A 26,728-nucleotide genomic window follows, 5' to 3' on the forward strand; every position below is an offset into this window, starting at 1 on the left:
GGGCAACCGCCCCGACGACACTCCGGCGCCATGGTGTTTGTCACACTGGTGGGCGTGATCAGGCTTGGACTGACCGGTGGCATCGGAGCCGGCAAATCGACCGTGGCAAAGACGTTCGTCGAGCGGGGCGCGTACATCATCGACGCGGACAAGATCGCCCGGGAGGTGGTCGAGCCCGGGTCGGAGGGTCTGGCCGCGCTCGTCGAGGCGTTCGGCCCGGAGATCCTGGCCGCCGACGGGAGTCTCGACCGTCCGGCGCTCGCCGGGAAGGCTTTCGTCGACGACGAATCCCGCACGACGCTCAACGGCATCACCCACCCGCTCATCGGGGCGCGAACACAGGCGATCCTCGACGATGCGCCGGCGGATGCAATTGTGGTGCAAGACATCCCATTGCTGGTGGAGAATCACACGGCCCCGTTCTTCCACCTCGTCGTGATCGTGTTCGCCGAGGCCGACGTACGGCTGCATCGGTTGACGACGATGCGGGGGGTCGCCGAGGCCGATGCCCGCGCCCGCATCGCTGCGCAGGCGACCGACGAACAGCGTCGAGCCGTCGCCGACGTGTGGCTGGACAACTCCGGCGCCCCCGAAGACCTGGCGGCGTCCGCGGCGCGTATCTGGGACGAGCGTCTCGTGCCTCTCGAGATGAACGTCCGCGCTCGCCGAGTCGCCGAGCCGGTCCCCGGACTCGTTGCCGCCGAGCCCAACCCGGACGGCCCGTCGGCGCGTCTGGTGAACCGGCTGTGGGCCGTGGCAGGTGAACTGGCCACCGCGGTCGACGTCACCGACGCCACGGCCGTCGAGTTGCGGGTGACCGCCCGAGATGCCGACGCCGCCGAGGGGCTGGCGAACCGGCTCGCCGACGGCGGATTCGCGCCGGCCGGGCCGGATCTGTACGGCTCGTGCGACCCCGGCCGACCCGCCACGGTGCGCGTCGTCGTCGGCTGACGAGTCCCGCGACACGAACTGACTACAAACGTTGCCAAAATGCGTACACGGCGCGGTGTGCGCTGCTAGCTTGTGAAACGCACGCCACCGCGACGGTGGTGTGGTCGAGGACGAGCGTAGGAGTGGAGTACAGCATGGTCGGTCGGGGACAGCGGGGTCGCGCGCGGATTATCGGTGGCGCAACAGCTTTCGGGGCAGTGGCATGCGCTGGCGTCGCACTGGCCGCGCCGGCCGAGGCGGCACTGCAGGGCATCGCGGTGGACACCCTCCCGGGTTACGGGTCGTCGGCCAATGGCTCGTTCAACTACGGCGTGTACGGCGCGGGCTGTGCCTACGAGCTGTCGGTGCTCGTGGGTGATCCGGGGTCGGCGAAGTCGAACCTGAAGGTCACGCTGGTCGGTGCCGGCCGCACGGTCACCATCTACGACAAAAAGCCCACGAGTTCCGAGGTGCGGCCGACCTGGCGCCCGTCGACGCCCGGGCGCTATGAGCTGAAGGCCACGCTCGACGGGGTGGAGAAGACGCGCGCCGTCACCGTCGGCACCGGCGTGCAGCTCCCGGATTTCATCCGCAACGGGTCGTGTTTCGTCCTACCCACCTACTGAGGTCCGCCGCTCTGAGGTGGTGAGCTACCGGGCGTCGCCGCGGCGGCGATGGTCATGGTCGCGAAAGGCGACCACGCCCCCCGCCGCGGCGTCCAGCCAGGCCTGGACGTCGTTCCCGTGCTCGGCCGTGCCGACGAGAGCTCGCGTGGCGATCTCGACGGCTTCGACACACTGTGCGGTGTCGAGAAGTCCGTCCCGATGCGCCTCGAGCAACTCGTCGGTGTCGAGCAGCACCGGCGGGGTGCCCGGTACGTCGACGAGATCGAGATACCAGTCCTCGGCGTGCCACCGCCCGTCGCCGTCGGGGCCGGCGAAGTGGCCGACATCCAGATAGAGACGCTGCCCCTCGCGGTAACCGCCCTGATAGTGGAAGATGTTGGCGCGCAGGCCCAATGCAGGTAGCAGCCAGGATTCCAGATGGTCGAATCGGGGATGTCCGGGTGCGTGCCGCGACATGTACAGCCCGTAATCGGTGACGCGGTACTCCTCGACCTGACGGACGAAGCCCTTGTTGTCCGTGTTCGTCATCGCGGGCACGTCGAAGACCTCCCGCTTGGGCGGGTGCGCCGGGCGTGGTTCGGGTGCCGTCTCGGCCGCGCCTCCGCGAGGGTTCGTCATGCCTCGAATCTAGACAGGCCACCGCGTCTGCACCGGGCGACCGATGATCTCGGGGCCGGAACTCGGAGTCGCCGCGTTCGTCGAGCTTCGGGGTCGTGCACCGCGCGGGAACATCGATGTCATAGGCCGCGTTTACCCTGGCACTATGGCTTTTGCAGCAGAGCGCCCCGTCATCGCGCACTCGGAGTTCCGGCCGGTCGGTGAGATCGAGCGGTCCGACGCGCGCCTGGAGGTCGTCAGCGAGTACGAACCGGCGGGCGACCAGCCCGCCGCCATCAAGGATCTGACGCGACGGATCAACGCAGGCGAGAAGGACATCGTCCTCCTCGGCGCCACCGGCACCGGTAAGTCGGCGACCACCGCCTGGCTGATCGAGCAGGTGCAGCGCCCCACCCTGGTGATGGCGCCCAACAAGACACTCGCGGCGCAGCTGGCGAACGAATTGCGCGAGATGCTGCCCAACAACGCCGTCGAGTACTTCGTGTCGTACTACGACTACTACCAACCCGAGGCGTACATCGCGCAGACCGACACCTACATCGAGAAGGACTCGTCGATCAACGACGACGTCGAGCGTCTGCGGCACTCGGCGACCTCGAGCCTGCTGTCGCGGCGCGACGTCGTGGTGGTGGCCTCGGTGTCCTGCATCTACGGCCTCGGCACGCCGCAGTCGTATCTCGACCGATCCGTCGAGGTCGAGGTCGGCCAGGAGATCGACCGCGACGCGTTGCTGCGGCTGCTCGTCGACGTCCAGTACACGCGCAACGACGTGTCCTTCACCCGCGGTGGGTTCCGCGTCCGCGGCGACACCGTCGAGATCATCCCGTCGTACGAGGAACTGGCGGTTCGGATCGAGTTCTTCGGTGACGAGGTCGAGTCGCTGTACTACCTGCACCCGCTGACCGGTGACGTCGTGCGCCAGGTCGACTCGCTGCGCATCTTCCCGGCCACGCACTACGTCGCCGGGCCCGAGCGCATGGAGAAGGCGATGGCGAGCATCGAGCGAGAGCTCGAGGAACGACTCGCCGACCTCGAGGGCAAGGGCAAACTGCTCGAGGCCCAGCGGCTGCGGATGCGGACCACCTACGACCTCGAGATGATGCGGCAGGTCGGGTTCTGCTCGGGGATCGAGAACTATTCGCGGCACATCGACGGCCGCGCCGCCGGGAGCGCACCGGCAACGCTGATCGATTACTTCCCCGACGACTTCCTCCTCGTCATCGACGAGTCGCATGTGACGGTGCCCCAGATCGGTGGCATGTACGAAGGCGACATGTCGCGCAAGCGCAACCTCGTCGAGTACGGCTTCCGTCTCCCCTCCGCGGTGGACAACCGGCCGCTGACCTGGGACGAGTTCGTGGATCGGATCGGCCAGACCGTGTACCTGTCTGCGACGCCGGGGCCGTACGAACTGGGCCAGTCCAACGGCGAGTTCGTCGAGCAGGTGATCCGACCGACGGGTCTCGTGGATCCCCAGGTCGTGGTCAAACCGACCAAGGGCCAGATCGACGACCTGGTCCACGAGATCCGGGAGCGGACCGACCGCGACGAGCGCGTCCTGGTGACCACCCTGACCAAGAAGATGGCCGAGGACCTCACCGACTATCTGCTCGAACTGGGTATCCGGGTCCGGTACCTCCACTCGGAGGTGGACACCCTGCGCCGCGTCGAACTCCTGCGCCAGCTGCGCTCGGGTGACTACGACGTCCTCGTCGGCATCAACCTGCTGCGTGAGGGTCTCGACCTTCCCGAGGTGTCCCTCGTCGCGATCCTCGACGCGGACAAGGAGGGCTTCCTCCGGAGCACCACCTCACTCATCCAGACGATCGGTCGCGCCGCCCGCAACGTGTCCGGCGAGGTCCACATGTACGCGGACAAGATAACCGACTCGATGCGCAATGCGATCGACGAGACCGAGCGACGCCGCGAGAAGCAGATCGCCTACAACAAGGCGAACGGCATCGATCCGAAGCCGCTGCGCAAGAAGATCGCCGACATCCTGGACCAGGTGTACCGAGAGGCCGAGGACGAGGCCGTGGCGGTCGGCGGTTCCGGGCGCAATGCCAGCCGCGGACGCCGCGCACAGGGCGAGGTCTCGAAGGCCGGCAGTTCAGGCGTGATCGAGAAGCGCGACGTCTCGATGATGCCGCGGGCCGAGCTCGCCGATCTCGTGTCCCAACTCACCGATCAGATGATGAGCGCCGCTCGGGATCTGCAGTTCGAGCTCGCCGGCCGACTCCGCGACGAGATCGCCGATCTGAAGAAGGAGATGCGCGGGATGGACGCGGCCGGCATCAAGTGAGGTCTCGTCTTCCACCCTGCGCTGTGTGACCGGCCGGTGTGCCGATCACCACGAACGGGGGACAGACACGTACGTGGCAAACTAGTGTCCCGATGCAGGACCCCTGCAGTTCGGGTATACGCGGTGACGCCTCGCTGATGGGCAGCGAGGCGATTTCATGTCGGGAGGTTGGGATGAGCTCTTACGAAACCGTCGTCGTCGGTACCGATGGCTCCGAGTCGTCGATGAAGGCTGTGGAACGTGCGGGTGCACTCGCGGGCGACGCCCAGTTGGTGATCGCCTGCGCGTACTTCCCGAACGAGCGCGGCGCGGGGGATGCTGCCGACGTCCTCAAGGACGAGGCGTATCAGGTCACCGGGTCGACCCCGACCGAGGAGATCCTCCGGACCGCGAAAGAACGCGCGGCCAAGGCCGGTGCGACCAACGTGGTGCAGCGCCCGGTCAAGGGAGCCCCGGTCGACGCGCTCCTGCAGCTCGTGAGCGACGTCAAGGCCGACCTCCTGGTGGTGGGCAACCGCGGCCTGAACTCGATCGCCGGTCGGCTTCTCGGTTCGGTCCCCGCGGATGTCGCCCGCAAGTCGGCCTGCGACGTCCTGATCGTGCACACCACCGGCTGAACCGGTGTCGCGGGGTCGTCACTGCGCAATCGTGGTGAGGCCCCGGACGAGATGTCCCCGTGTCAGCGGGCGGCCGGAAATGGTCCGGCCCGTCCGAGGAGTGCGGGGACATCCTTGTCGAGGGCCTCGCCCAGCCACTGTGCGGCGTCGACCAATCGCTGCATCTCGACACCGGTCGTGACCTCCGACCGGTCGAGTGCGTAGACGAGATCCTCGGACGCGATGTTGCCGGTGGCCGCGGGCGCGAACGGGCATCCGCCGAAGCCGCCGATACTCGCGTCGAGGGCACGCGCGCCGGTATCGAGTGCGGTGAGGGCGTTCGCGTAGCCGGTGTTCCTCGTGTTGTGGAAGTGCCACCGCTGCGGAATCCCTGGTGCATGTTCTGCTGTCCGCCGGGCGAGGTCGCGCACCTGTGCCGGCACTCCCACTCCGATCGTGTCGGCGAGCGCGATCTCGTCCGGGGCGGCCTCATCGGCCAGCCGGGCCACGATGTCGGAGATCCGGCCTGAACTGACCTCTCCGGTGAAGGGGCAACCGAAGGCGACCGCGATGGTCACCGTCGTCGCGAGGCCGGCCGCCCGCGCATCGCGGACGACATCGACGGCTGCCGCGATGGTGTCCGCGACGCTGCACCCCTGATTCCGGTGACTGAACTCCTCGGTGGCCACGACCACGGCATTCACCTCGTCGACCGAGGATGCGAGAGCGCGGTCGAGGCCACGGCGATTGAGGACGAGCCCGATATAGGAGACGTCGTCTCCTCGCGGCACCCGTTCCATGACTTCTTCCGCGCCGGCCATCTGCGGTACCCGCCGCGGGTTGACGAAGCTGACCGCCTCGATGCGACGCACGCCGGCGTCCACGGCCCGGGTGATGAACTCGACCTTCTCGTCGATCGAGAGCAGGGTCTGTTCGTTCTGCAGCCCGTCCCGCGGGCCGACCTCGATCAACTGCACGTCTGACATGAGATCGATCTTGCCCGTTCTGCTCCCGCGACTCCATCGGGCCTCCTCGGCCCGCTCATTCCGCTTCAGTCCATCCCGCTGTCGGTCGAACGACCGAATCCCGCGGGGCCCATGCCGGCACACACGGTGCGAGAGTGACCAGAGTGACCCTGCTTGACTGGGGTGATCCCATCTGTCACACCAGTTTTCACAATGGACCACAGGCACAGAGGGTCCTTTGATGCGGGATGTATCACTTTCGGAAGCGAAAGCGATGTACCGCGTATGATTCGTTGCTGTTCGACGATCGCTGCGGGGGGACGCGGGGGCGTCTTCGTCGAGCGACCCTATCGCCGAAACCGACGTCGGACGAGGCATGGATGACACTGCGTCCCACCGAGATGGGACTGGGGGAGATAGGCGCCCGGGGACACCCCGAGCGCCTGAAGGGGTTGATCTGCTGGATCTGACCGCGGCGCAACGCGCCATGTGGTTTGCCGAGAACCTCGTCGACGACCACTCGGTGACGGTCGCGCACTACCTCGACATCATCGACGACGGGCGCCCGTTCGATCGCGAACTGTTCCGCCGCGGCGTCCTCGAGGCGGCGCGCGACCTCCAGACGGCATACACCCGCGTCACCGAGGTCGACGGCACCCCTCAGCAGTACATCGATTACTCCGTCCCCTTCGACGTCATCGACGTCGACCTGCGGGCCGAACCGGATCCCGAAGCGGCCGCCGAGGAGTGGATGCGCACCGACCATCAGCGGTCCGTCGACCTGCTCGCCGACCCGGTCGCCGTCGCCGCGTTCATCCGGGTCACCGACGATCGCACCTACTGGTACATGCGCGGGCACCACATCGCCTTCGACGGATACGGCGCGCTGATGTGCCTGCACGAGGCCGTCGAGCAGTACAACCAGCACCGGGAGCCCGGCGGCGGGGCCGACCCCACCGCCTCCGCACCCGCGCGGATCGGTCACCGTCCGGTGCGTCGCGCCGGCATCGCCGAGGTGGTCGCCGACGACGCCGCGTACCGGCAGAGCACGCGGTTCGAGAAGGATCGAAAATTCTGGTCCGAGCGCGCCGCCGGACTCCCCGAGCGGGTGAGCCTGGCCGCGCATCCCGCGACCACCGGGGTCCGCAACGAGACGGTCGTCTCCGCCGGCCTGCTCGGTCCCGAACTCGACGATGCGCTGCGGAGATGTGCCCGGGACCTCGACGCCTCGGTCGCCGCCATCCTCACCGCCGCGTTCGCCGCGTTCCTCGCCCGCATGTCCGGAAACGACGACATCGTCCTCAGCCTCCCGGTGACCGCGCGGACGACGGCGCGCATCCGGCACTCGGCCGGGATGGTCTCCAACATGCTGCCCCTGCGCGTGAACGGGATCGCCACGGCGACATGTGCCGACGTCGTCTCGGCCGTGACCGCGGAGATCACCGCGGGTCTCCGCCACCAGCGCTATCGCTCCGAGGACATCAGGGCGGCAGCCGGATTCGGTGACACCCTCGGCACGAGTTTCGGTCCGCTGGTCAACCTGCTGCTGTTCGACAAGCCGATCGTGATCGACGGCGCTCGCGTGCGCTACCACATGTTGTCCGCCGGCATGGTGGAAGACCTCGTGATGAACGTCTTCGCGGCCGGCCCGGACGCGCCGCTCGAAGTGGGTCTGCACGCGAACCCCAACCTGTACGAGCCGGCCGAACTCGACATGCACCGCAGGCGACTGTTGCACCTGCTCACGCAGTTCGTGACCGAGCCGCGCCGACCCGTCGCAGACCTCGAGCTCCTGATGGCCGGGGAGTCGGCGACGGTGGACCGCCTCGGTTCCGGCGGACCGGCGATCGTCGTCGGCGACGAGCACGTACTGGCCGCCTTCGATCGCCAGGTCGACTCGACACCCGACGCACCCGCGGTGACGTTCGGTGACACCACCCTGACCTATCGCGAGTTCGAGCGTGCCTGTGCGGAATTCGCAGATCGGTTCGCGGAGCGGGGCGTGCGGCGCGGTGACCGGGTCGTCGTTGCGCTGGACCGGTCGATCGAGCAGGTGTGCGCCGTCTACGCCGCCATCTCGCTGGGTGCGGCCTACGTGCCGCTCGACCCGGCCGAGCCGGAGGAACGTCGCCGGGCGATCACCGCAGCGGTCGGACCGTCGCTCATCGTCGACGCGCAGTTCGTCGCCGACGTCGGCCCGGGGCACGATTCGCCTCGCTCCCGGCGTCGTGACTCTCCTCGTCCGGATGGGCCGACACCGGCGCACCGTGGCCGGCGGGCTCCGGCCGGCCTGCCCGCCTATGTCATCTTCACCTCGGGATCGACTGGCGTCCCCAAGGGCGTCGAGATCGATCATCGGGCGATCGGGCAACGCCTCGCCTGGATGCAGCACGACCACCCGATCGCTGCCGGTGATGCCGTGCTGTACAAGACCCCGGCGACGTTCGACGTATCGGTCTGGGAGTTGCTGTGGCCGTTGCGCGTCGGAGCGCGGATGGTGATCGCGGCACCGGGTGGGCATCGCGACCCCGCCTATCTTCGCGACCTCATCGCACGGTCGGGGGTCACCGTCGTGCACTTCGTGCCGTCCATGCTCGACGCCTACCTCGACGTGGCGCTCGGACCGGAGCGCGAGGATCGGCAGACGGCCGGTGCCCCGGGCCCACGCGAGGCCGCACCGTATCAACGCGTCTCGCTGCCCGATCAGGTGCGCTGGCTGTTCACCTCCGGGGAGGCGTTGCCCGCGCGGCTCGCCCATCGGGCACGGTCGTCGAGTCGCGCCGGACTGGTGAATCTGTACGGACCGACCGAGGCCGCGATCGACGTGACCGCCCAGAGGATCACGACGGATCGTGCGGTCGTGCCGATCGGTCGTCCGGTGCCGGGCACCGTGGTCCGGGTGCTCGACGCCCGGTTGCGTCCGGTCCCGGTCGGCGTCGCCGGCGAGTTGCACCTGGTGGGTGCGCAATTGGCGAACTGTTATGTCGGCGCCCCGGGTCAGACGTCTGCCAGGTTCGTGGCCGATCCGCAGGGCACCGCGGGTGCGCGGATGTATCGCACCGGTGATCTGGTCCGATGGACCGGCGACGGCGAGCTGGAGTACCTCGGACGGACCGATCAACAAATCAAGATCCGGGGCCGGCGGGTGGAACCCGGCGAGGTCGAGGCGGTGATCGCCACGCTTCCGGGCGTCGATGCGGTCGCGGTCGTCGCACGGCACGATCTCGGGCCCGCGCCGGTTCTGGTCGCCTACGTGCGCGCTCGGCGGGAGGTGTTGTCGGGCACTGTCGGCGGCGTGCTGGACGCCGAGGCTGTCCGCGCACACTGCCGGCGGCGGCTCCCCGGCCACATGGTTCCGCTCGGGGTGGTCCTGCTCGACTCGTTTCCGACGACCAGATCGGGGAAGCTCGACCAGCGCGCCCTGCCGGTCCCGGTACTCGGTTCCGGCGCAACCGGTTTCCGGCCGCCGCACACGCCTGCGGAGCGGGCGCTCGTGGGGCTTGTCGAGGAGGCGCTCGGCCGCGACGGGGTCAGCGTCTCGGACAACCTGTTCGCGCTGGGCTCCGACTCGCTGCTCGCCGCCCGGATGGTGTCGCGCGCACGCGTCGACCACGGGCTCGGGATCGCCCTCACCGATGTCTTCGAGGCAGTCGACCTCGCCGATCTCGCCTCGCGTGCGGTGGTCATCCCGGAGTCCGACCAGGCCGCCCCGAGACAGACGCGGTCGATGCCGCGGCCGGCACGAATCCCGCTGTCGCAGGCGCAGACCCGGCTGTGGTTCATCAACCGGATGTCGCCGGCCGAGTCGACCTACAACATGTCGGGGGCGCTGCGCCTGACGGATCCGGTCGATACCGCCGCCCTGCACCGCGCCGTCCTGGATGTCGTGGATCGGCACGAGATCCTGCGTACCGTGTTCCCCGTCGTCGACGGGGAGCCCGAGCAACGAATCCTGGATCTGCAGGTGGCCGCCGATCGCCTTGGTGTGACCGTCGCCGGGAGCGGAGCGAGCGGGACTGGTGTGACCGTCGCCGGGAGCGGAGCGAGCGGGACTGATCTGGCCGCTGCGTTCTCGGCGGTCACGGAGGTGGGATTCGACCTGGCCGAGGAGATCCCGTTCCGGTACCGGGTGGTGACGGGTCATCCGGACGGCGATGTCATCGTGCTGGTGGTGCATCACATCGCGGCCGACGGGCATTCGCTCCGGCCGTTGCTGCGAGATCTGATGACCGCGTACGACAGTCGGCGTACGGGTGAGGTGCCGGATTTCGCGCCCTTGCCGTTGCAGTACGCCGATGTCGCCGTCGAGCGTGCCGAGACGCTCGGCACGCCGGAGTCGCCGTCGCCGGCACTGATCGAGGGTCTGGAGTTCTGGCGTACGGAGTTGCGTGGGGCGCCGGACCTGTTGCAGCTGCCCACCGATCGGCCGCGTCCCCGGGTGATGTCGAGCAGCGGAGCGCACGTCGACACCGTGCTCGGCCCGGAGCTGACCGCCGGTATCCGGCAGCTCGCGAGATCGTTGTCGGCCACCCCGTTCGCGGTGTTCCAGTCCGCCCTGGCGATCACGCTGGGCCGGCTCGCCGCGACCGACGACGTGAGCATCGGGACCGCGGTCGCCGGCCGAGACGATCCGGCGGTCGCCGACCTGGTCGGGATGTTCGTCAACACCGTCGTGTTGCGAACGACCGTGAATCCGGCGGACACCGTCGCCGAGTTCGTCACCGCTGCCCATCGCCGCTGCGCCCGCGCGATGAGTTGCGCCGATGTCCCGTTCGAGCGGGTCGTGGACGCCGTCGCGCCCCATCGATCACCCGCGCACTCGCCGCTGTTCCAGGTCGCGCTGACGGTACAGCCCGACCAGTTGGCCGAGCTGGCGCACTGGACCGGGTCCGCGGCGATCCTCGATGCGCGGGTACCGTCCGCGAAGTACGACGTGACCGTCTCGGTGACCGATCACGCCGATCGTTACGACATCGAAATCGCCTATGCCACCGATCTCTTCGACGCCGCCACGGTGCGGGAGATGGCAGCGCGGCTCGAGTTCGTCCTGGCACAGATGGTGGGGCAGTCGTCCCGGACCATCGGGTCGATCGACCTGCTGCGGCCGAACGAGACGCGCCCCCTGGCGTCGCCGGCCCGCGGCGCGCGTCCGGAACAGACGCTCGCCGGTCTGCTGGCGCGCGGTCTCGCCCGCGCCGACCCCGGCGCGCCGGCCCTGATCGGGGACAGTGTCCTGCGCTGGTCGGAGATCGCGACCACCGCCCATCAGCTCGCCCGGGTCCTGATCGCGCGCGGCATCGGTCCGGGTGACGTCGTCGCCCTGAGTATTCCGCGGTCAACCCGGTCGGTCTTGGCCGTGCTGGGGGTGGCGATGAGCGGTGCCGCCTTCGTGATGATCGATTCCCGTCTGCCCGTCGCGCGCCGCGCCACGATGCTCGCCGACAGTGGGGCGGTACTTCTGATCACGGCGCAGGCGCCGGACGGGGACGACGGCGGCTCGCCCGGCGCCGGGGCGTCGACGATCCCGTCCACGGTCGCCCGCCTCGTCCTGGACGATCTCGAGGTGGATCTGGGCATCGCGGGACGGCCGACGTATCCGGTGGCCGATGCCGAGCGGGTCCGGCCCATCTCCCTCGACGACGTCGCCTATCTGCAGTTCACCTCGGGCTCCACCGGCCGTCCGAAGGCGGCCACGTTGACCCACGCCGGATTCGCCGAGCTGGTCGCCGAGCAGCAGGACCGGCTGGGCGCGACCCCGGACGCGCGCATACTCCACGTCGCCGCATCGGGATTCGATGTCGCGGTCTGGGAGATCGTCTTCGCGGTGTGTTCGGGGGCGCAGCTGGTGATCAGCCCACCCGATGTCTTCGCGGGCCCCGAACTCGAGAACGTCATCGCCCGGCATCGGGTCACCCACACGATCATGACCCCCACCGCGCTCGCCACCCTCGATCCCGCAGCGGTGCCCGAACTCGCGGTCGTGATGGTGGCGGGCGAGGCCTGCCCGCCGGAGCTGGTCTCGAGATGGCACGCGGCGGGTCGCCCGCTGCTGAATCTGTACGGCCCCAGCGAGACCACCATCTGGGCCACCGTCTCCGAACCGCTGCGGCCCGCGGAACCGGTGACCATCGGTGGACCGATCTCCGGAGTGGGCGTCAAGGTCCTCGATGCGTGTCTGCGTCCGGTGCCGAACGGCGTTCTCGGCGAGCTGTATCTGTCGGGACGGGCGCTCGGGCGCGGCTACCACGCTCGTCCCGGACTGACGGCGGCACGCTTCGTGGCCGATCCGTTCGACGAGGGGGGCCGGATGTACCGCACCGGCGACCTCGTCACCCGGACACCGTCCGGTGACATCGTCTACCACGGCCGCAACGACTTCCAGATCAAGATCCGCGGTATGCGGGTCGAACCCGGCGAGGTCGACGGCGTCCTCGCGAGCCACCTCGATGTGGAGACCGCGGTGACCGTCGGGACTTCGACGCCGGCGGGGGAGACGGTCCTGGTGTCGTATGTGACCGCCCCACCTGACCGGCTGCCGGCACCCGAGCACATCCTCGACCACGCGGCTGCTCGTCTCCCGGCACACCTCGTGCCCCACACCGTGGTCGTGCTCGACGAGTTGCCGATGACCCGGACCGGGAAGGTCGACCGGCGTGCTCTGCCCGCGGTGGAGATCTCACCCGCCCGTGAGTACGTCGCGCCACGCAGCCGGCTCGAGGGCGTGGTGGCGCAGATCTTCGCCGATGTGCTAGGCGTGCGGGAGGTGAGCGTCCACGACGGGTTCTTCGAACTCGGTGGCAGCTCGCTGTCGGCGACCAAGGTCGCCTATCGCGTCGAACAGCACATCGGACGTCGCGTGCCGATGTCGGCGCTCTTCGAGAATCCCACCGTGGCGGATTTCGTGGCGGCGGTCGCCACAGCCGATCGGGCGGCCGGCCGGATGCTGACGCCGCGTGACCGCACCCATGTCGTCGACCTCACCGGAGTGCAACGCGGGCTGTGGTCGATCAACCAGATCGATCCGGCGTCGCCCGCGTACAACGTCGGGCTGACCCTGGAACTCGACGGCCGGTTGGACGTCCCCGCCCTCACCGGTGCGGTGGGCGATCTCGTTGCCCGTCACGAGTCGCTCCGGACTCGCTACCCGTTGCACGACGGCGCCCCGGTGCAGCTCATCATCCCGGCCGCAGATGCGGTGCACGCGTTGCGGATTCCGCTGGTCGATCTCGCCGGGGACCGGCTCGACTCGACCGACGGAGACCGGGTGGGCACCGAGGTAGCCGCGGTCGTCGACGCCGGATTCGATCTGACCGGCCCCCCGGCCGTCCGCGCGACGATCCTGCGACTGAGCGCCGACCGACACGTGCTGGTGTTCGTCGTGCACCACATCAACGCCGACGGGGGATCGCTCGCCCCGCTCGCTCGCGACCTCGCCGAGTTCTATGCCACCCGGATCTCGGGCAGGTCGGGATCGGGGAGCGTCGTCGGGCAACGCGTGCAGTTCGCGGACTATGCGATCTGGCATGCCGAGCGCCTGCAGACCGTGCGGCCCGATGGGATGACCGAACGGCAGCGGCAACTCGAATACTGGGGGCGGCGTCTCGACCGGGTGGGGGAGCCGGCGACGATCCCGACCGACCGGCCGCGCCCCGTGGAGCCCCGCCACGTCGGCGGCGTCGTCGATCTCGACATCCCGTCGTCGACGGCGACGATGCTCCGCCAGATGGCCCGGGTGGGCAACACGACCCAGTTCGCCGTCCTGCATGCGGCGCTCGCGGTCCTGATCGGGCGGCTGTCGGGCAGCGACGACATCGTCATCGGCACCCCGTTCGCCGGCCGCGATGATCCCGCCCTGACCGACATGGTGGGAATGCTCGCGACCACGGTGCCACTGCGGACGCGGCTGCGCCTGGACGAGCCGTTCGCGGACCTGTTGCGGCGAGTGCACACCGACGACTTCGCCGACCTGGGGCACACCGACGTGTCTTTCGACGAGATCGTCGATCACCTTGCCCGCGCCGACCGCGGGGCGGTGCGTCGCGGACGCCGTAATCCGTTGTTCTCGGTGATGATCGCGTATCAGAACCTCGAGTTCCCGGACGTCGAACTCGACGGTCTGCACGTCCGCCCGCGGTTGCCCGCCTCGTTCCCGGCCAAGGTGGATCTCGAGGTCATGCTCTATCCCGGTGATCCGGACGGCGTCGACCGAAACGGTGCCCTCGGCGGGCAGATCGCCTTCGACACCGATCTGTTCGACCCGGGCACGGTGGCGCTGTTCGCCGAGCGCTACCGGAATCTGTTGACCGACATCGTGTCGCGGCCCGACATCGCGGTCGGGGACCTCGCGCTCTGGGAGGAGGCGACGCCGGGCCCCGGCGAGGCCGAGGACGCGCGTCCGCTGTACGAGATCGTGTCGGAGGTGGCGGCCGTCGCTCCCGACACCGTCATCGGTGTCGCGGGGGCGCCGCAGGTGACCTTTGCCGATCTCGAGGCAACCGCTGTGGCGATGTCGATCTCGGTTCCCGACGATGATCCGGCGGAGGCGCTGACGATCGCCGTGGCAACGCTTCTGGCCGACGCCGACCGGTCGATCGACGACGTCTTCGAAAGCGTGCGAACCGCTGCCGACGCCGTGCTGCGACGGGACGCGGATGCCGGATCGGGTGCGGTCCCGCGAAATCGTGTGGGACCCGCGTGACGTCGGACACCTCGATTCCCCGCGCCTCGACGGGGTCCGCCCCGTCGTCGCCGCGTCCGTCGGCGCTGCGCTCGCTCGCGCTCGCCGCGACCCATGCGGGCGACGACGTCGCGATGACCGGTGTGGCCGGCCCGGTGTCGTTCCGTGCCCTTCACCGCAGGGTGTCGGCGTCGGCGATCACCCTGGCCCGACGGGGTGTCGCGCCCGACGCCGCCCTGCGTGCGACGGTGACCGCGCTCATGCCACGCGCCGGGCTGAGTGGTTCGCAGCTCGCCGCCGCGGCCGCGGAGATCGTCGTCGAACTCGACCGCCGTTTCGACGGGATCCTGGGTGTCGGTGACCGCGAATCGCTACCGGGACTCTTCCGGATCGCCGCGCGGCGGCGGGCCGACGCCGTCGCCCTCACCGACCTCGACGGGGCGTCGCTCACCTACCGGGAACTCGACGAGCGGTCGGAGCAGATGGCCTCGGCCCTCGTCGCCCGCGGTGCGGGACCCGAGACCCTCGTGGGCGTCGCGCTGCCGCGATCGGCGGACCTCGTCGTGGCGCTGCTGGCGGTACTGCGGACCGGCGCGGCCTATCTGCCCCTCGATCGCACCCACCCGGTCGCGCGGCTGACCGGGATCGTCGAGGACGCGTCGCCGGTGGTCGTGCTGGCCGACGCCGAGACGGTCGAGGCCTGGGCGGGGATGTCCGCGCCGCTGTGCACACCGCAGGACCTGTTGGCGCAGCACGAGATCCGCGCGGGCGGTGCATCGCCGTCCCCGCTGCCGGATCATGTGAGTCCGCAGGCGTGCGCGTACGTGATGTACACCTCCGGATCCACCGGACGGCCGAAGGGCGTCGTCGTCACCCACGACAACGTGGTGTCGCTGCTGGCAGCCCTCGACACCGTCGTGGAGAGCACTCCCGAGGACGTGTGGTCGTTGTTCCACTCCTACGCGTTCGACGTGTCGGTGGGTGAGATCTGGGCCGCCCTGCGCGCCGGTGGACATCTCCTCGTACTCGATCACGCGACGACACGCGCCCCCGACGACGTGGTCGAGGCCTTCGACCGGCACGGGGTCACGATCGTCAACTTCACCCCGTCGTCGTTCTATCAGTTCGCCGCGGTCGTTCGCCCGCCCCATGGTCGACGGTTGCCCGACTCCGTTCGGCGACTGCACTTCTCGGGAGAGCTGCTCGACTACGAGCAGGTGCGGAAGTGGCAGTCGGACCGGGCCGACGACGGGTCGGCGACCCGTCCCGGCGCCGACGCCGCGGGTCCGCAGCTGAACAACATGTACGGTCCCACCGAGACGACCGTCTACATGACCCGCCGCGAACTGACGCGTGCGTTCGTCGACGGGGCGACCGCCTCGGACATCGGGACGCCGCTGCTCGGTTCGCGGGTGCACGTGCTCGACGGTCGGCTCGCCCCGGTGCCCGACGGGGTGCCCGGCGAACTGTACGTCTCGGGCACGCAGGTCACCCGTGGATTTCTGCACCGGCACGGTCAGACGTCCACGCGGTACGTCGCTGATCCGTTCGGTCCGCCGGGTGGCCGGATGTATCGCACGGGCGACGTCGGTGTGTCCCGCAACGGGTCCATCGAATTCGTGGGACGACGCGACGGCCAGGTGAAACTCCGCGGCTTCCGCATCGAACTCGGCGAGGTGGAATCGGCGATGTCGGCGCTCGACGGTGTCGATGCGGCGGGGGCGGACATCCGCACGCTCGGGGACACCGAACACCTCGTCGGCTACCTGGTGGCCACCGACGGAAGCGGCGAACCGGCCACCGCCGGTGTCCACGGCTCGTCTTCCGTCGGGGCGATGACGCTGCCGGAGAACGAGATCCGAGCGCGACTCGCGACGGCGGTGCCCGACTACATGGTGCCCACCCGGTTCGTCCGGCTTCCGCGACTCCCGCTCACCGTGAACGGCAAGCTCGATCGAGGCGCCCTGCCCGACCCGGCGTCCGGGGACGACGGCCCGATCGTCGCCGAGCCGCCCGCCACCGCCACCGAGGCCGCTCTGGCCGAGCTCGTCGCCGAGATCCTGGGCGTGCGCGACGTCGGAGTCACCACCTCGCTGTTCGATCTCGGCGGAAACTCACTGACCGCAACCCGGGTGGCGGCCCGGGCAACCGAGCGGTTCGACACCACGGTCTCCGCGCGAGCGGTGTTCGCCGATCCCACGGTTCGCGGTCTGGCGGCGGTCATCGACGATCAGGACGACGGAGAGTCCGGGGGGTCCGGTGCGCCCGCGCATCCGGTGACCCGGCGCCGGATTCCGCTGACTCGGGTCGACCGCGACGGGGTGCTCCCGCTGTCGCCCGCGCAGCGACGTATCTGGTTCCTGGAGACCCTGGACCCGGGCGGGGCCGGTTATCTCATCCCCGCGGTCCTCCGACTGAGTGCCGCGCCGGACCCGGGTCCCGGCGCCGGCCGCCGTTCCCCGGACCCGGTGGTGGTCGCCGCCGCGCTCGCGGATCTACTTGCCCGACACGAGGTTCTCCGCACGCGGTTCGTGTCGGTGGACGGTGTCCCCGAGCAGGTGATCGCACCGGCCGGGGACGCCCGACACGACGTCCGGGTGGTGCCCCCGATCGACATGCGCGGCGCAAACGAGACCGACATCTCCGCCACTATCGCCGAGATCACCAGCCGGGGTTTCGATCTCGAGGACATCGCGCCGGTCCGGGCCCGGCTGCTCCGCGTCGCCGACGACGACATGATCCTCGTCCTGGTGGTGCATCACATCATCAGCGACGGTGGTTCGGTCGCGCCGATGGTCACCGACTTCGTCACCGCCTACGAGGCACGCCTGGCCGGGCGGGAGCCCGGCTGGGCGCCGCTGCCGGTCCATTACGCCGACTACGCGGTGTGGCAGCACCAGCGGCTCGGGGACACCGCCGATCCCACGTCGCTCGCGGCGCATCAACTCGAGTACTGGCGCGCCGGTCTGGCGGGGGCACCGGAGCTCATCGAGTTGCCGGTGGATCGGCCGCGGGCGCCGGTCCGCAACGACTCGGGTGCGGAAGTGTCCTCGACGTTCGACGCGGTCACCTGGAACAGTCTGCGAGATCTGGCCGGCCGACACGGCGCGACGATGTTCATGGTCGTCCACGCGCTGCTCGCGGTCACACTCGTCCGGTCCGGTGCCGGCGAGGACATCGTCATCGGGACCCCGGTGGCCGGGCGCGGCGAGCGCGATCTGGATCCGCTGATCGGGATGTTCGTCAACACGCTCGCGCTGCGAAGCCGGGTGCCTCGTGACGTCGCGTTCGACGACCTGCTCGACGTCATCCGCGACATCGATGTCGTCGCACTCGATCACGCCGACCTCCCGTTCGAGACCGTCGTCGACGAGGTCGTCGCGGTGCGCAACACCGCACATCCGCCCCTCGTCCAGGTCGCCCTCGCGTTCCAGAACGCGACTCGGCCCGCGGTCGAGTTGCCGGACCTCGTCGTCGCCGAGATCGAGGCTCCGGTCACCACGGCCAAGGTCGACCTGCAGGTCACCGTCCTCGACGAACCGGGCCGCCCCGCCGACGACGACACCCGCGTGATCATCACCTATGCGACCGCCCTGTTCGACGCCGACACCGTGGACGCATTCCTCCGGCGGATGGTCGCCCTCGCGCGAGCCGCCGCGGTCGACCCGCACCTGCCAGTGGGTGACCTGCCCACCGGGGACGACGAATCCGGCGCGGTGGTCGCCGCGCCGGGCGTGGCGTCGTCGCGGTCGACCCTGGCAGACCTGTTGGACGCGGCGATCTCGATGAACCCCGGCGGCGTCGCGGTCACCGAGAACGGACGGCACCTGACCTATGGCCGCCTCGACGCCGAGACGCGACGGCTGGCCGCCGTACTCCGAGCGCGCGGCGCCGGACCGGGCACCGTGATCGCCTTGGCCACACCGAGATCGCTCGCGGGCATGGTCGGGTTCTGGGCGATCGCGCGCACGGGTGCGGCCGTGGCGCCCATCGATCCCGCCCTGCCGGTCGAGCGCCTGCGCCACATGCTGGACACCGTCGACGCGCGCCTCGGGATCACCTCGGCCGCAGTCGTCGCCGAGCTGTCACCATCCGGCCCGGTGTCATTCGGCCCGCTCGCTCCGCTCCCGGCGCCGGTGGAATGGATCGTCGTCGAAGACCACCTCGGGATCGACGGGGCCGGGGGCGGCGTGCCCGGGAACGTCTCGACCGGAGTCGAGGCGACCACTCGTCCAAGACCCGACGAGACCGCCTACGTCATCTTCACCTCCGGGTCGACGGGCCGGCCGAAAGGCGTCGCGGTCACGCACCGAGGGTTGGCCGACCTGGTCGCCGATGCCCGCCTCAGATTCGAACTCACGCCGTCCGCGCGCGTACTCCGCTTCGCGGCACCGGGTTTCGACGCCGCGGTCTTCGAGACACTGGTCGCGGTGGCGGCCGCATCGACGATGGTCGTGGTACCGGACGGAGTGACGGGCGGCGGCGAACTCGCGGCGATCCTGCGCCGGGAGCACGTCACCCACGCGACCATCACCCCGACCGCGCTGGCGACGGTGTCCGACGTGCTCGCCGACACGGAGTCGGAGGTGTCGTCTGCCGGCGGCTTCCCTGATCTCGAGGTCATCTGCGTGGCCGGCGACGTCTGCTCGCCGGAACTGGTCCGGGCCTGGTCGCCCGGTCGCGTGATGCGAAACCTCTACGGCCCCACCGAGACCACCATCTGGGCGACGTCGTCCGAACCGATGCGCCCGGACTCACCGGTCACCATCGGCGGTCCGATCGCCGGGATCACCGTCGCGGTGCTCGATCCGCGCCTGCATCCCGTTCCGGCCGGGGTGACCGGTGAGCTGTACCTGGCCGGTTCCGCGCTCGCCGCCGGCTACCTCGGCCAGACTGTGCTCACCGCCGAACGGTTCGTCGCGGCCCCGTTCACAACCACCGGGCTCGGTGCGCCAGGAGAGCGGATGTACCGCACCGGGGACCTCGTCCGGTGGCGCATGCGAAACGGTCGATGGGCGCTGGACTTCCTCGGCCGCAGCGACTTTCAGGTCAAGATCCGCGGCTTCCGGATCGAACTCGGTGAGATCGACGCCGTCCTCGGCGAGCACGAGTCGGTGGATTTCTCGACGACCGCCGGAGTCGAGCACCCGACGTCGGGAGAGACGGTCCTCGTCTCCTGGGTCCACGGTGTCGCCGGCGTCGCGCCCGACCCCGGGGAAGTGGCGGCCCACGCGGCGCGTCGGCTGCCCGCCCACATGGTGCCCACCGCCATCCTGCCGCTCGACGAGATCCCGCTGACGGCCACCGGAAAGCTCGACAGCAGAGCACTGCCGACGCCGCGGTTCGGCGGGGAGGTCCGCGTCCCGCCGGAAACGGCGACCGAGCAGACGGTCGCGACGGTCTATGCCCAGGTGCTGGGACTCGACGCCCAGGAGGTGTCGGCGGAGGCGTCGTTCTTCGATCTCGGCGGGACATCGCTGTCGGCGACCCGGGTCATGGCACGCCTGGGAGTCGCACTCGGGGTCGAGATATCGGTGCGGGCGCTGTTCGAGACGCCCACCGTCCGCGCGCTGGCCGCTGCCGTCGACGCCGGGGAACACGCCGGCAGCGACCTGCCGGCACTCGAGGCCATCCGCCGGCCGCACCCGGTGCCCCTCTCGTACGCGCAGCGCCGGATGTGGTTCCTCAACCAGTTCGACCCGGAGTCGACCGCCTACGTGATCCCGATCGTGGTCCGCCTGCGCGGCGACCTCGACGTGCCCGCGATGCGCGCGGCGATCCTCGATGTCGTCGACCGGCACGAGGTGCTGCGCACGGTCTACCCGACGGGGACTCCCGACGCCGACGCCGCCGATCCCTCGGACGCCGTGGCGAACGGGGCCGGACGGCCCGATGGCGCCGTGCCGGTCGGTGTCGAACCCGTGGCGCTCGTGCTGGACGACTGGGCGGGACGGCTCTCGATCGGCCACACGGTGATCACGCCGCGGGCCGTCCCATCGTCCGACGAGGTCGTGGACCAGGAGATCCACGAGCTCGTCGCAGCCGCGTTCGACGTGACGGTCGACCTGCCGGTGCGTGCTCGCATCGTCTCCGTGTCGCCGACCGAACACGTACTCGTGATCGCGCTGCACCACATCGCCGCCGACGGTGAGTCGGCGCCGGTGCTGGCGGCGGAGATCGCCCGCGCCTACCGGGCGCGACGATCGGGTCGGGCGCCCGACTGGCCGGCCCTGCGGTTCCAGTACGCGGATTACGCGGTGTGGCAACGACACCGGCTCGGTGACGCCTCCGACCCCGAATCCCTGATGGCACGACAGCTGCGGTTCTGGGCCGAACGGCTCACCGGCCTGCCCGACGTGCTCCCGTTGCCGACGGACCGGCCCCGTCCCGCCGTGCCCGACGGGCGGGCGGCCACGGTGCGGTGGTCGCTGCCGGCGTCGACCGTCACGCAACTGCGGCGGCGAGCAGCGGCCCGACGCGCCACCCTGTTCATGGTGGCCCACACGGCCACCGCCGCGGTGCTCGCGCGCATGACGTCGACGACCCGGATCGCGGTGGCCACACCGGTCGCCGGCCGCGGCCGTGCGGAGATCGACCAGCTGATCGGCATGTTCGTCAACACCGTCGTCCTGTCGGTCGACGTCGAGCCGCACCTCACCGTCGCCGCCTTGCTCGAGCAGGTGAAGAGCGCCGACCTCGCGGCATTCGACAACGCCGACGTCCCGTTCGAGCGCGTGATCGACGCCGCCGACCCGCGGCGGATCGAGAACGTGGAACCGCTCGCGCAGGTCCTGCTCGTCCACACCGTCAACGGCGACCCCACCCTCGGTGCACTCGACGATCTCGACGCCGAGTTCGTCGAACTCGAGGACAGCGTCGCGAAGTTCGACCTCGCCATCGGCTTCCGCGAGACCTCGGACGGCGGGCTGGCCGGCTCGATCACCTATACCACCGCGCTGTTCGACGCGGCGACCGCGGAGACCATCTCCTCGGCGCTGTCCTCCGTCCTCGCCGCCCTCGCCGCCGACGCGGACCTCCCGGTCGCCGACATCCCGATCCTCACGACGGCCGAAGCCGCGGCCCAGCAACAGCTCTCGATCGGACGCGCCGTCGTCCTGCCGGACCTCACGGTGCCGGCGGCGATCGCGGCCGCCGACCAGCTGCGACCTCCGGACGCCATCGCGCTGCGCTGCGGCGAGCGCTCTCTCACCCATCGCGAGTTCGCCGCGCGGGTGGCCGCTCTCGCACGGGAACTCATCGGTCTCGGGATCGGCCCGGAGGACTGCGTCGTGGTGTGCATGCCCCGGTCGGTCGAACTGGTCGTCGCGGTCCATGCGGTCCTCACCGCCGGCGGACAGTACATGCCGGTGGCACCCGATGCTCCGGCCGACCGCGTCCGCTACATGGTCGACACCTCGCGCGCGACGATCGCGCTGGTATGCGACGAACGGGTACCCGCCGCACGCGTTGTCCCGCGCACCCTCCTGGTGGACGCCGGAAGCCCCGTCGCCCTCGACACGGTGCCGGTCGCCGACGACGAACGCCGGTCGGTGCTGCGCCCCGAGCACGCGGCCTACACCATCTTCACCTCGGGCTCGACCGGCCGGCCGAAGGGCGTCACGGTCGGTCACCGCGCCGTGCTGAACCGCTTGCGGTGGGGGGTGGACGAATTCGGGATCGGACCGGACGACTCGATCCTGCTGAAGACGCCCGTCACCTTCGACGTGTCGGTGCCCGAACTGCTGACCCCCGCGCTGACCGGCGCCCGGCTGGTCATCGCGCCCGAGGACGCGCACCTGGACCCGCACTCGATGGCGCGCCTCATCGATGCCGAACAGATCACCACGGTGCACTTCGTGCCCTCGCTGCTCGCGGTTTTCATCGGTGAACTCCAGCCCGCTCGCTCCGCTCCCGGCGCGGGTGCGATTCGGCCCGCTCGCTTCGCTCCCGGCGCGGGTGCGATTCGGCCCGCTCGCTTCGCTCCCGGCGCCGCCGGGCGCCCACTTCTGCCGACCCTGCGCCACCTCTACTGCTCCGGTGAGGCGTTGCCGCCGGCCGTGCTGCAGTCGACGCGCGCCGCGCTTCCACATGTTCGCGTCTCCAACCTGTTCGGTCCGACCGAAGCCGCCGTCGAGGTCACCGCGGCGACGCCGCACCCCGACGCGGTGGTGGTGCCGATCGGACGACCGGTGTGGAACACCCGGACGTTCGTCCTCGACGCGCGGCTGCGTCCCGTGCCCGCCGGCATCACCGGTGAGTTGTACCTCGGTGGTGTCCAGCTCGCGCGCGGCTACGCAGGCCGGCCCGACCTCACCGCCGAGCGTTTCGTCGCCGATCCCGCCGGCGGCGGAGCGCGGCTGTACCGAACCGGCGATCTGGTCCGACGCAACCGCTCCGGCGACCTGGAGTACCTGGGACGCAGCGACTTCCAGGTCAAACTCCGCGGTCAGCGGATCGAGCTCGGTGAGATCGAGGCGGTCCTGGCGACGGTCGACGGTGTCCGCCAGGCCGTGGTCACCGTCGCGAGCACCCCGGGCGGTTCGGAACACCTGGTGGGCTACCTCATCGCGCCGGACGGCGGCGGAACGAACGGGGATGAGGTCGTCGGACGCGCACGAGAGGCGGTGACCGCGTCGCTGCCGGCGTACATGCGTCCGGCCCACTGGGTCTCGTTGACCGAGGCCCCGCTCGGCAGCACCGGCAAACTGGACCGCAAGTCGCTGCCCCTTCCGCGTTTCGATCTGTTGTCGGGGACCGAGGACAGCGACTCTGCTCCCGTCGGTGAGTCGGAACAGATGGTCGCCGCCATCGTCGCGTCGGTGCTCGGGCTCGAGGACGTGCCGCTGACCCGTTCGTTCTTCGAACTCGGCGGGGACTCGATCGCGTCCATCCGGCTCACGTCGATGTTGCGCGCAGCGGGGCTGCACCTCACCCCGCGCGATGTGTTCACGGCGTCGACGATCCGTGAGCTCGCCGGCGCCGCACGAACGGAGCCGGTCGCTGTCCTCGACGAATTGCCCGGCGGCGCAGTCGGTCCGGTCGAGCTGACACCGGGGGCGGCGTGGATGCTCGAACTCGCCGACGGACCGGACGACATCGCGGACTTCTCGCAGAGCACCGTGCTCACACTTCCTGTCGAGGCCGACGAGCCGGCGATGCGGGCGGTGGTGACCGCGGTCGCCGCAGCCCACCCGATGCTCACCGCGTCGTTGCGCCTCGACGCCGATGGCTCGCCGACGATCCTGGCCGGCGACGGCGACCCCGGTGACGTCACGGTCGAGATCCTCGACCGTGCCGACGTCCCCGGCGCCGGGACGACTTCGTCGCCCGTGGTGGACGACGCCATCCGCGCCGCGCATTCGCGAGCTCTCGCGACCTTGTCGCCGGCCGACGGGCGATTGCTCGCCGCGGTCGGTGTCCGGTTCGCCGACGGTACCGGCCGGGTGCTCGTCGCGGCCCACCACCTCGGTGTCGACGCCGTGTCGTGGCCGACCATCGTGTCGGGTCTGGGTCGCGCGTGGTGGCAGTACCGGAACGGGGAGTCGCCGGCCCTCACCGCGCCGGGCACCTCGTTCCGGCGCTGGTCGGGCGTCCTGTCCGAACTCGCCGACCGGACAGCGGAGATCGACTGGTGGACGCGACAACTGCCGCCTGTGCCGCCGGAATTGGCCATCGACCGAGCCCGGGACCGACTCGCCACCACGGTCTCGGTGATCCGCAGCGTCGAGCCCGGTCTCGCCGAGCGGGTGCTGGGCACGGTCACCGAGTCGTTCGGCGCGCGCCCGGACACCGTGCTGGCCGCAGCGCTCGCGCTCGCGGTCCGGGAGTCGGTGCCGGCCTCGGGTCCGGTGTCGATGATGATCGAGAACCATGGCCGCGACGAGAGCATCGCGTCCGGCGCCGACCTGGCCGAGACGGTCGGTTGGTTCACCTCGTTCGTCCCGGTGAGTGTCGATGTCCCGGGAGTCGCGTGGGCCGGGAGTTCGACCGGCCCGGTCGAGACCGACGCCACCCCGGGTCGTCGGCTGGCGGCGATGGTCAAAGCGCTCAAGGACACCCAGGCCCGCATGCCGGACAACGGGATCGCCTTCGGCCCACTGCGCTGGTCGCGTCCCGACTCACCGTTGCGGGGTTGGCCCCTCCCGCCGATCACGGTGAACTATCTGGGTCTGCTGGGTGCCGGCGCCGGGAGCGGGCCGAGTGGGACGAATGTTCCTGGAGATGTCGTTATCGACGTGGCTGCAACGGAATTCGCACCGGTGGCGGACGCGCCCTCGCTTCCACCGTCGGTCCGCGGAGACATGGTTGCGCTGGCCGCACTCACCGTGACGGCGGGCTCGTTGGCGACTGCACGCGGTCGTGAACTGCGGGTGGACCTCACCGCGCCGGCGGGAGTGCTCGACGAGTCCGCTCTGGCCGGTATCGCCGATCGCTGGGAGGCGGCGCTGTCGTCGCTCGCCGCGTATGTCGACGACGTGAGTGATCCGGGCCTCAGCGAAACCGACGTGATCGGCGGGCTGGATCAGTCCGACATCGACCATGTGCTCGCCACCCGGTCGAGCACCCCACGCTCGCGCGTCGGGTACGCGATCTGGCCGCCGACGCCATTGCAACACGGCCTGTTCTACGAGGCGGAGCGCCTCGTCGGCGCCGATCCCTATGTCACCCAGTCGATCATCGAGTTCGACGGCAACCATCCCGTCGACACCATCCTGCCGGCGATCCGGGAACTGCTGGCCAGGCAACGCGTCCTGCGTTCCGGTTTCACCCGCACTCCGTCCGGCCGTCTGGTCGTGGTCGTTCCGCCGGGCGACGATCCCATGGTCACGGAGCCGGACTTCCGTGGGGTGGACCTGCAGGATCTGAGCATGGCCGAGGCGGCAGCGCGGATCGTCCGGATCGCCGACGAGGATCTGCGCCGCCCGTTCGTACTGGACGACCCGCCGCTCATCCGGTTCTCCGCGGTGTCGCATGACACGGTGACGGGTCCGGCGCACACGCTGGTCATCACCGCGCACCACATCATCCTGGACGGCTGGTCGGGCCCGATCCTCGTCGCCGACCTCCTCGCGGCACATCTGGGCCGGCCGGCGATCACACCGGCCGCCGACTTCGAGTCCTACCTCGCGTGGCTCGACGGACGCGACCGCGAGGCCGCCGTGGCCGCCTGGCGTGAACATCTCGTCGACTTCGGACCGACCCTGCTCGCTCCGCAGGAACACCCCGGCGCCGACGATGGACCCCGCCGCGACGGGGTGACCGTCCGGGTTCCCGCGGACCGCCGGGCGGCGGTGGAACGAACCGTGCGCCGATTGGGCACGACGACGAGCACGGTGCTGTATGCGGCGTGGTCGATCGTGCTGTCCCGTTTCACCGGGGAGCAGCGGGTCGTCTTCGGCGAGACGGTGTCGGGGAGGCCCGCCGATCTCGACGGTGCCGACGGCATGATCGGGCTGTTCATCAACACCGTGCCGGTGGCAGCCGACGTCGATCCGCGTCAGACGCTGGCCGGACTCATCGGTGAGTTGCACCGCGCGCGGGCGCGGATGCTGGACCACCAGTTCGTCGGACTCGGCGACATCACCGCCGCGACGGGGCATCCGAGGCTCTTCGACACCCTCGTGGTCTTCGAGTCGTACCCCGTCGACGTGGACACGGTGGTGGAGGGGTCACGGACCTCGGGCCTGGAGATCCGCGACGTGAGCACCGCCGATGCCACGCACTATCCGCTGGCACTCATCGCCGCGCCGGAGGGTGACGACCTCTGTCTGACGGTCAAGGCGGACCTGGCCCTCGTCGGCGACGGGGTCGCCGAGGTGGTCGCGGCCACGCTCACCGATGTTCTGGATGCGGTGCTCGACGATCCGACGCTGCCGGTGGCGGCGCTCGATCCGATGCCGGCGGCCATGCGCTCGACGGTCGAGGGTTGGTCGCGTGGTGTGGGTGTGGGGTTGGGGTGGTCGGGTCGTTCGGTGGGGTCGGTGGTTGCTGAGCGGGTGGGGTTGTCGGTGGGT

At 70.1% G+C, this 26,728-nt stretch carries 8 protein-coding genes; 6 read left to right on the forward strand and 2 right to left on the reverse strand.

The features are described from left to right. The first annotated feature begins 54 nt into the window (after positions 1-54). Both coaE and ABIC25_RS24125 read left to right on the forward strand, forming a co-directional pair. Positions 55-951, forward strand: a complete 897-nt coding sequence (gene coaE / locus ABIC25_RS24120; RefSeq protein WP_248645611.1) for a dephospho-CoA kinase — start codon at positions 55-57, stop codon at positions 949-951. 197 nt (positions 952-1,148) lie between these two features. Further along, on the forward strand, positions 1,149-1,556 hold the full coding sequence (locus ABIC25_RS24125) for a hypothetical protein (RefSeq protein WP_354563498.1): 408 nt from the start codon (positions 1,149-1,151) through the stop codon (positions 1,554-1,556). 24 nt (positions 1,557-1,580) lie between these two features. On the opposite strand, the gene ABIC25_RS24130 is transcribed toward ABIC25_RS24125, so the two are convergent. Continuing rightward, positions 1,581-2,174 carry a ribonuclease FAU-1 family protein gene (locus ABIC25_RS24130; protein WP_248642858.1) on the reverse strand — a complete coding sequence of 198 codons (594 nt, stop codon included), beginning with the start codon at positions 2,172-2,174 and terminating at the stop codon, positions 1,581-1,583. Between the two features lie 145 nt (positions 2,175-2,319). On the opposite strand from ABIC25_RS24130, the gene uvrB reads away from it, so the two are divergent. Then, complete coding sequence (gene uvrB / locus ABIC25_RS24135; protein ID WP_033205868.1) at positions 2,320-4,476, forward strand: excinuclease ABC subunit UvrB; 2,157 nt, start codon at positions 2,320-2,322, stop codon at positions 4,474-4,476. 173 nt (positions 4,477-4,649) lie between these two features. Next, a complete protein-coding gene (locus ABIC25_RS24140) occupies positions 4,650-5,093 on the forward strand; it encodes a universal stress protein (RefSeq protein WP_004018865.1) in 444 nt (147 codons plus the stop codon). A gap of 62 nt (positions 5,094-5,155) precedes the next feature. Here ABIC25_RS24140 and ABIC25_RS24145 read toward each other — a convergent pair whose 3' ends face one another. After that, complete coding sequence (locus ABIC25_RS24145; protein ID WP_239400835.1) at positions 5,156-6,058, reverse strand: hydroxymethylglutaryl-CoA lyase; 903 nt, start codon at positions 6,056-6,058, stop codon at positions 5,156-5,158. 439 nt (positions 6,059-6,497) lie between these two features. Between ABIC25_RS24145 and ABIC25_RS24150 the strand changes: the two genes are divergently transcribed. After that, positions 6,498-14,735 carry an amino acid adenylation domain-containing protein gene (locus tag ABIC25_RS24150; RefSeq protein WP_502916478.1) on the forward strand — a complete coding sequence of 2,746 codons (8,238 nt, stop codon included), beginning with the start codon at positions 6,498-6,500 and terminating at the stop codon, positions 14,733-14,735. Continuing rightward, positions 14,732-26,728: non-ribosomal peptide synthetase (locus ABIC25_RS24155; protein ID WP_354563501.1), on the forward strand; the 11,997-nt coding region annotated here is incomplete at its 3' end. The genes ABIC25_RS24150 and ABIC25_RS24155, both read left to right, overlap by 4 nt.

Source organism: Gordonia sp. PvP123 (assembly GCF_040547295.1).
In the GTDB taxonomy this organism is placed as follows: Bacteria; Actinomycetota; Actinomycetes; order Mycobacteriales; family Mycobacteriaceae; genus Gordonia; species Gordonia terrae.

Excerpts from the sequence above, each read along its gene's own strand:
- ABIC25_RS24145 (WP_239400835.1), bottom strand. The coding sequence starts at position 6,058 with ATGTCAGACGTGCAGTTGATCGAGGTCGGCCCGCGGGACGGGCTGCAG.
- uvrB (WP_033205868.1), top strand. The coding sequence starts at position 2,320 with ATGGCTTTTGCAGCAGAGCGCCCCGTCATCGCGCACTCGGAGTTCCGG.
- ABIC25_RS24130 (WP_248642858.1), bottom strand. The coding sequence starts at position 2,174 with ATGACGAACCCTCGCGGAGGCGCGGCCGAGACGGCACCCGAACCACGC.
- ABIC25_RS24140 (WP_004018865.1), top strand. The coding sequence starts at position 4,650 with ATGAGCTCTTACGAAACCGTCGTCGTCGGTACCGATGGCTCCGAGTCG.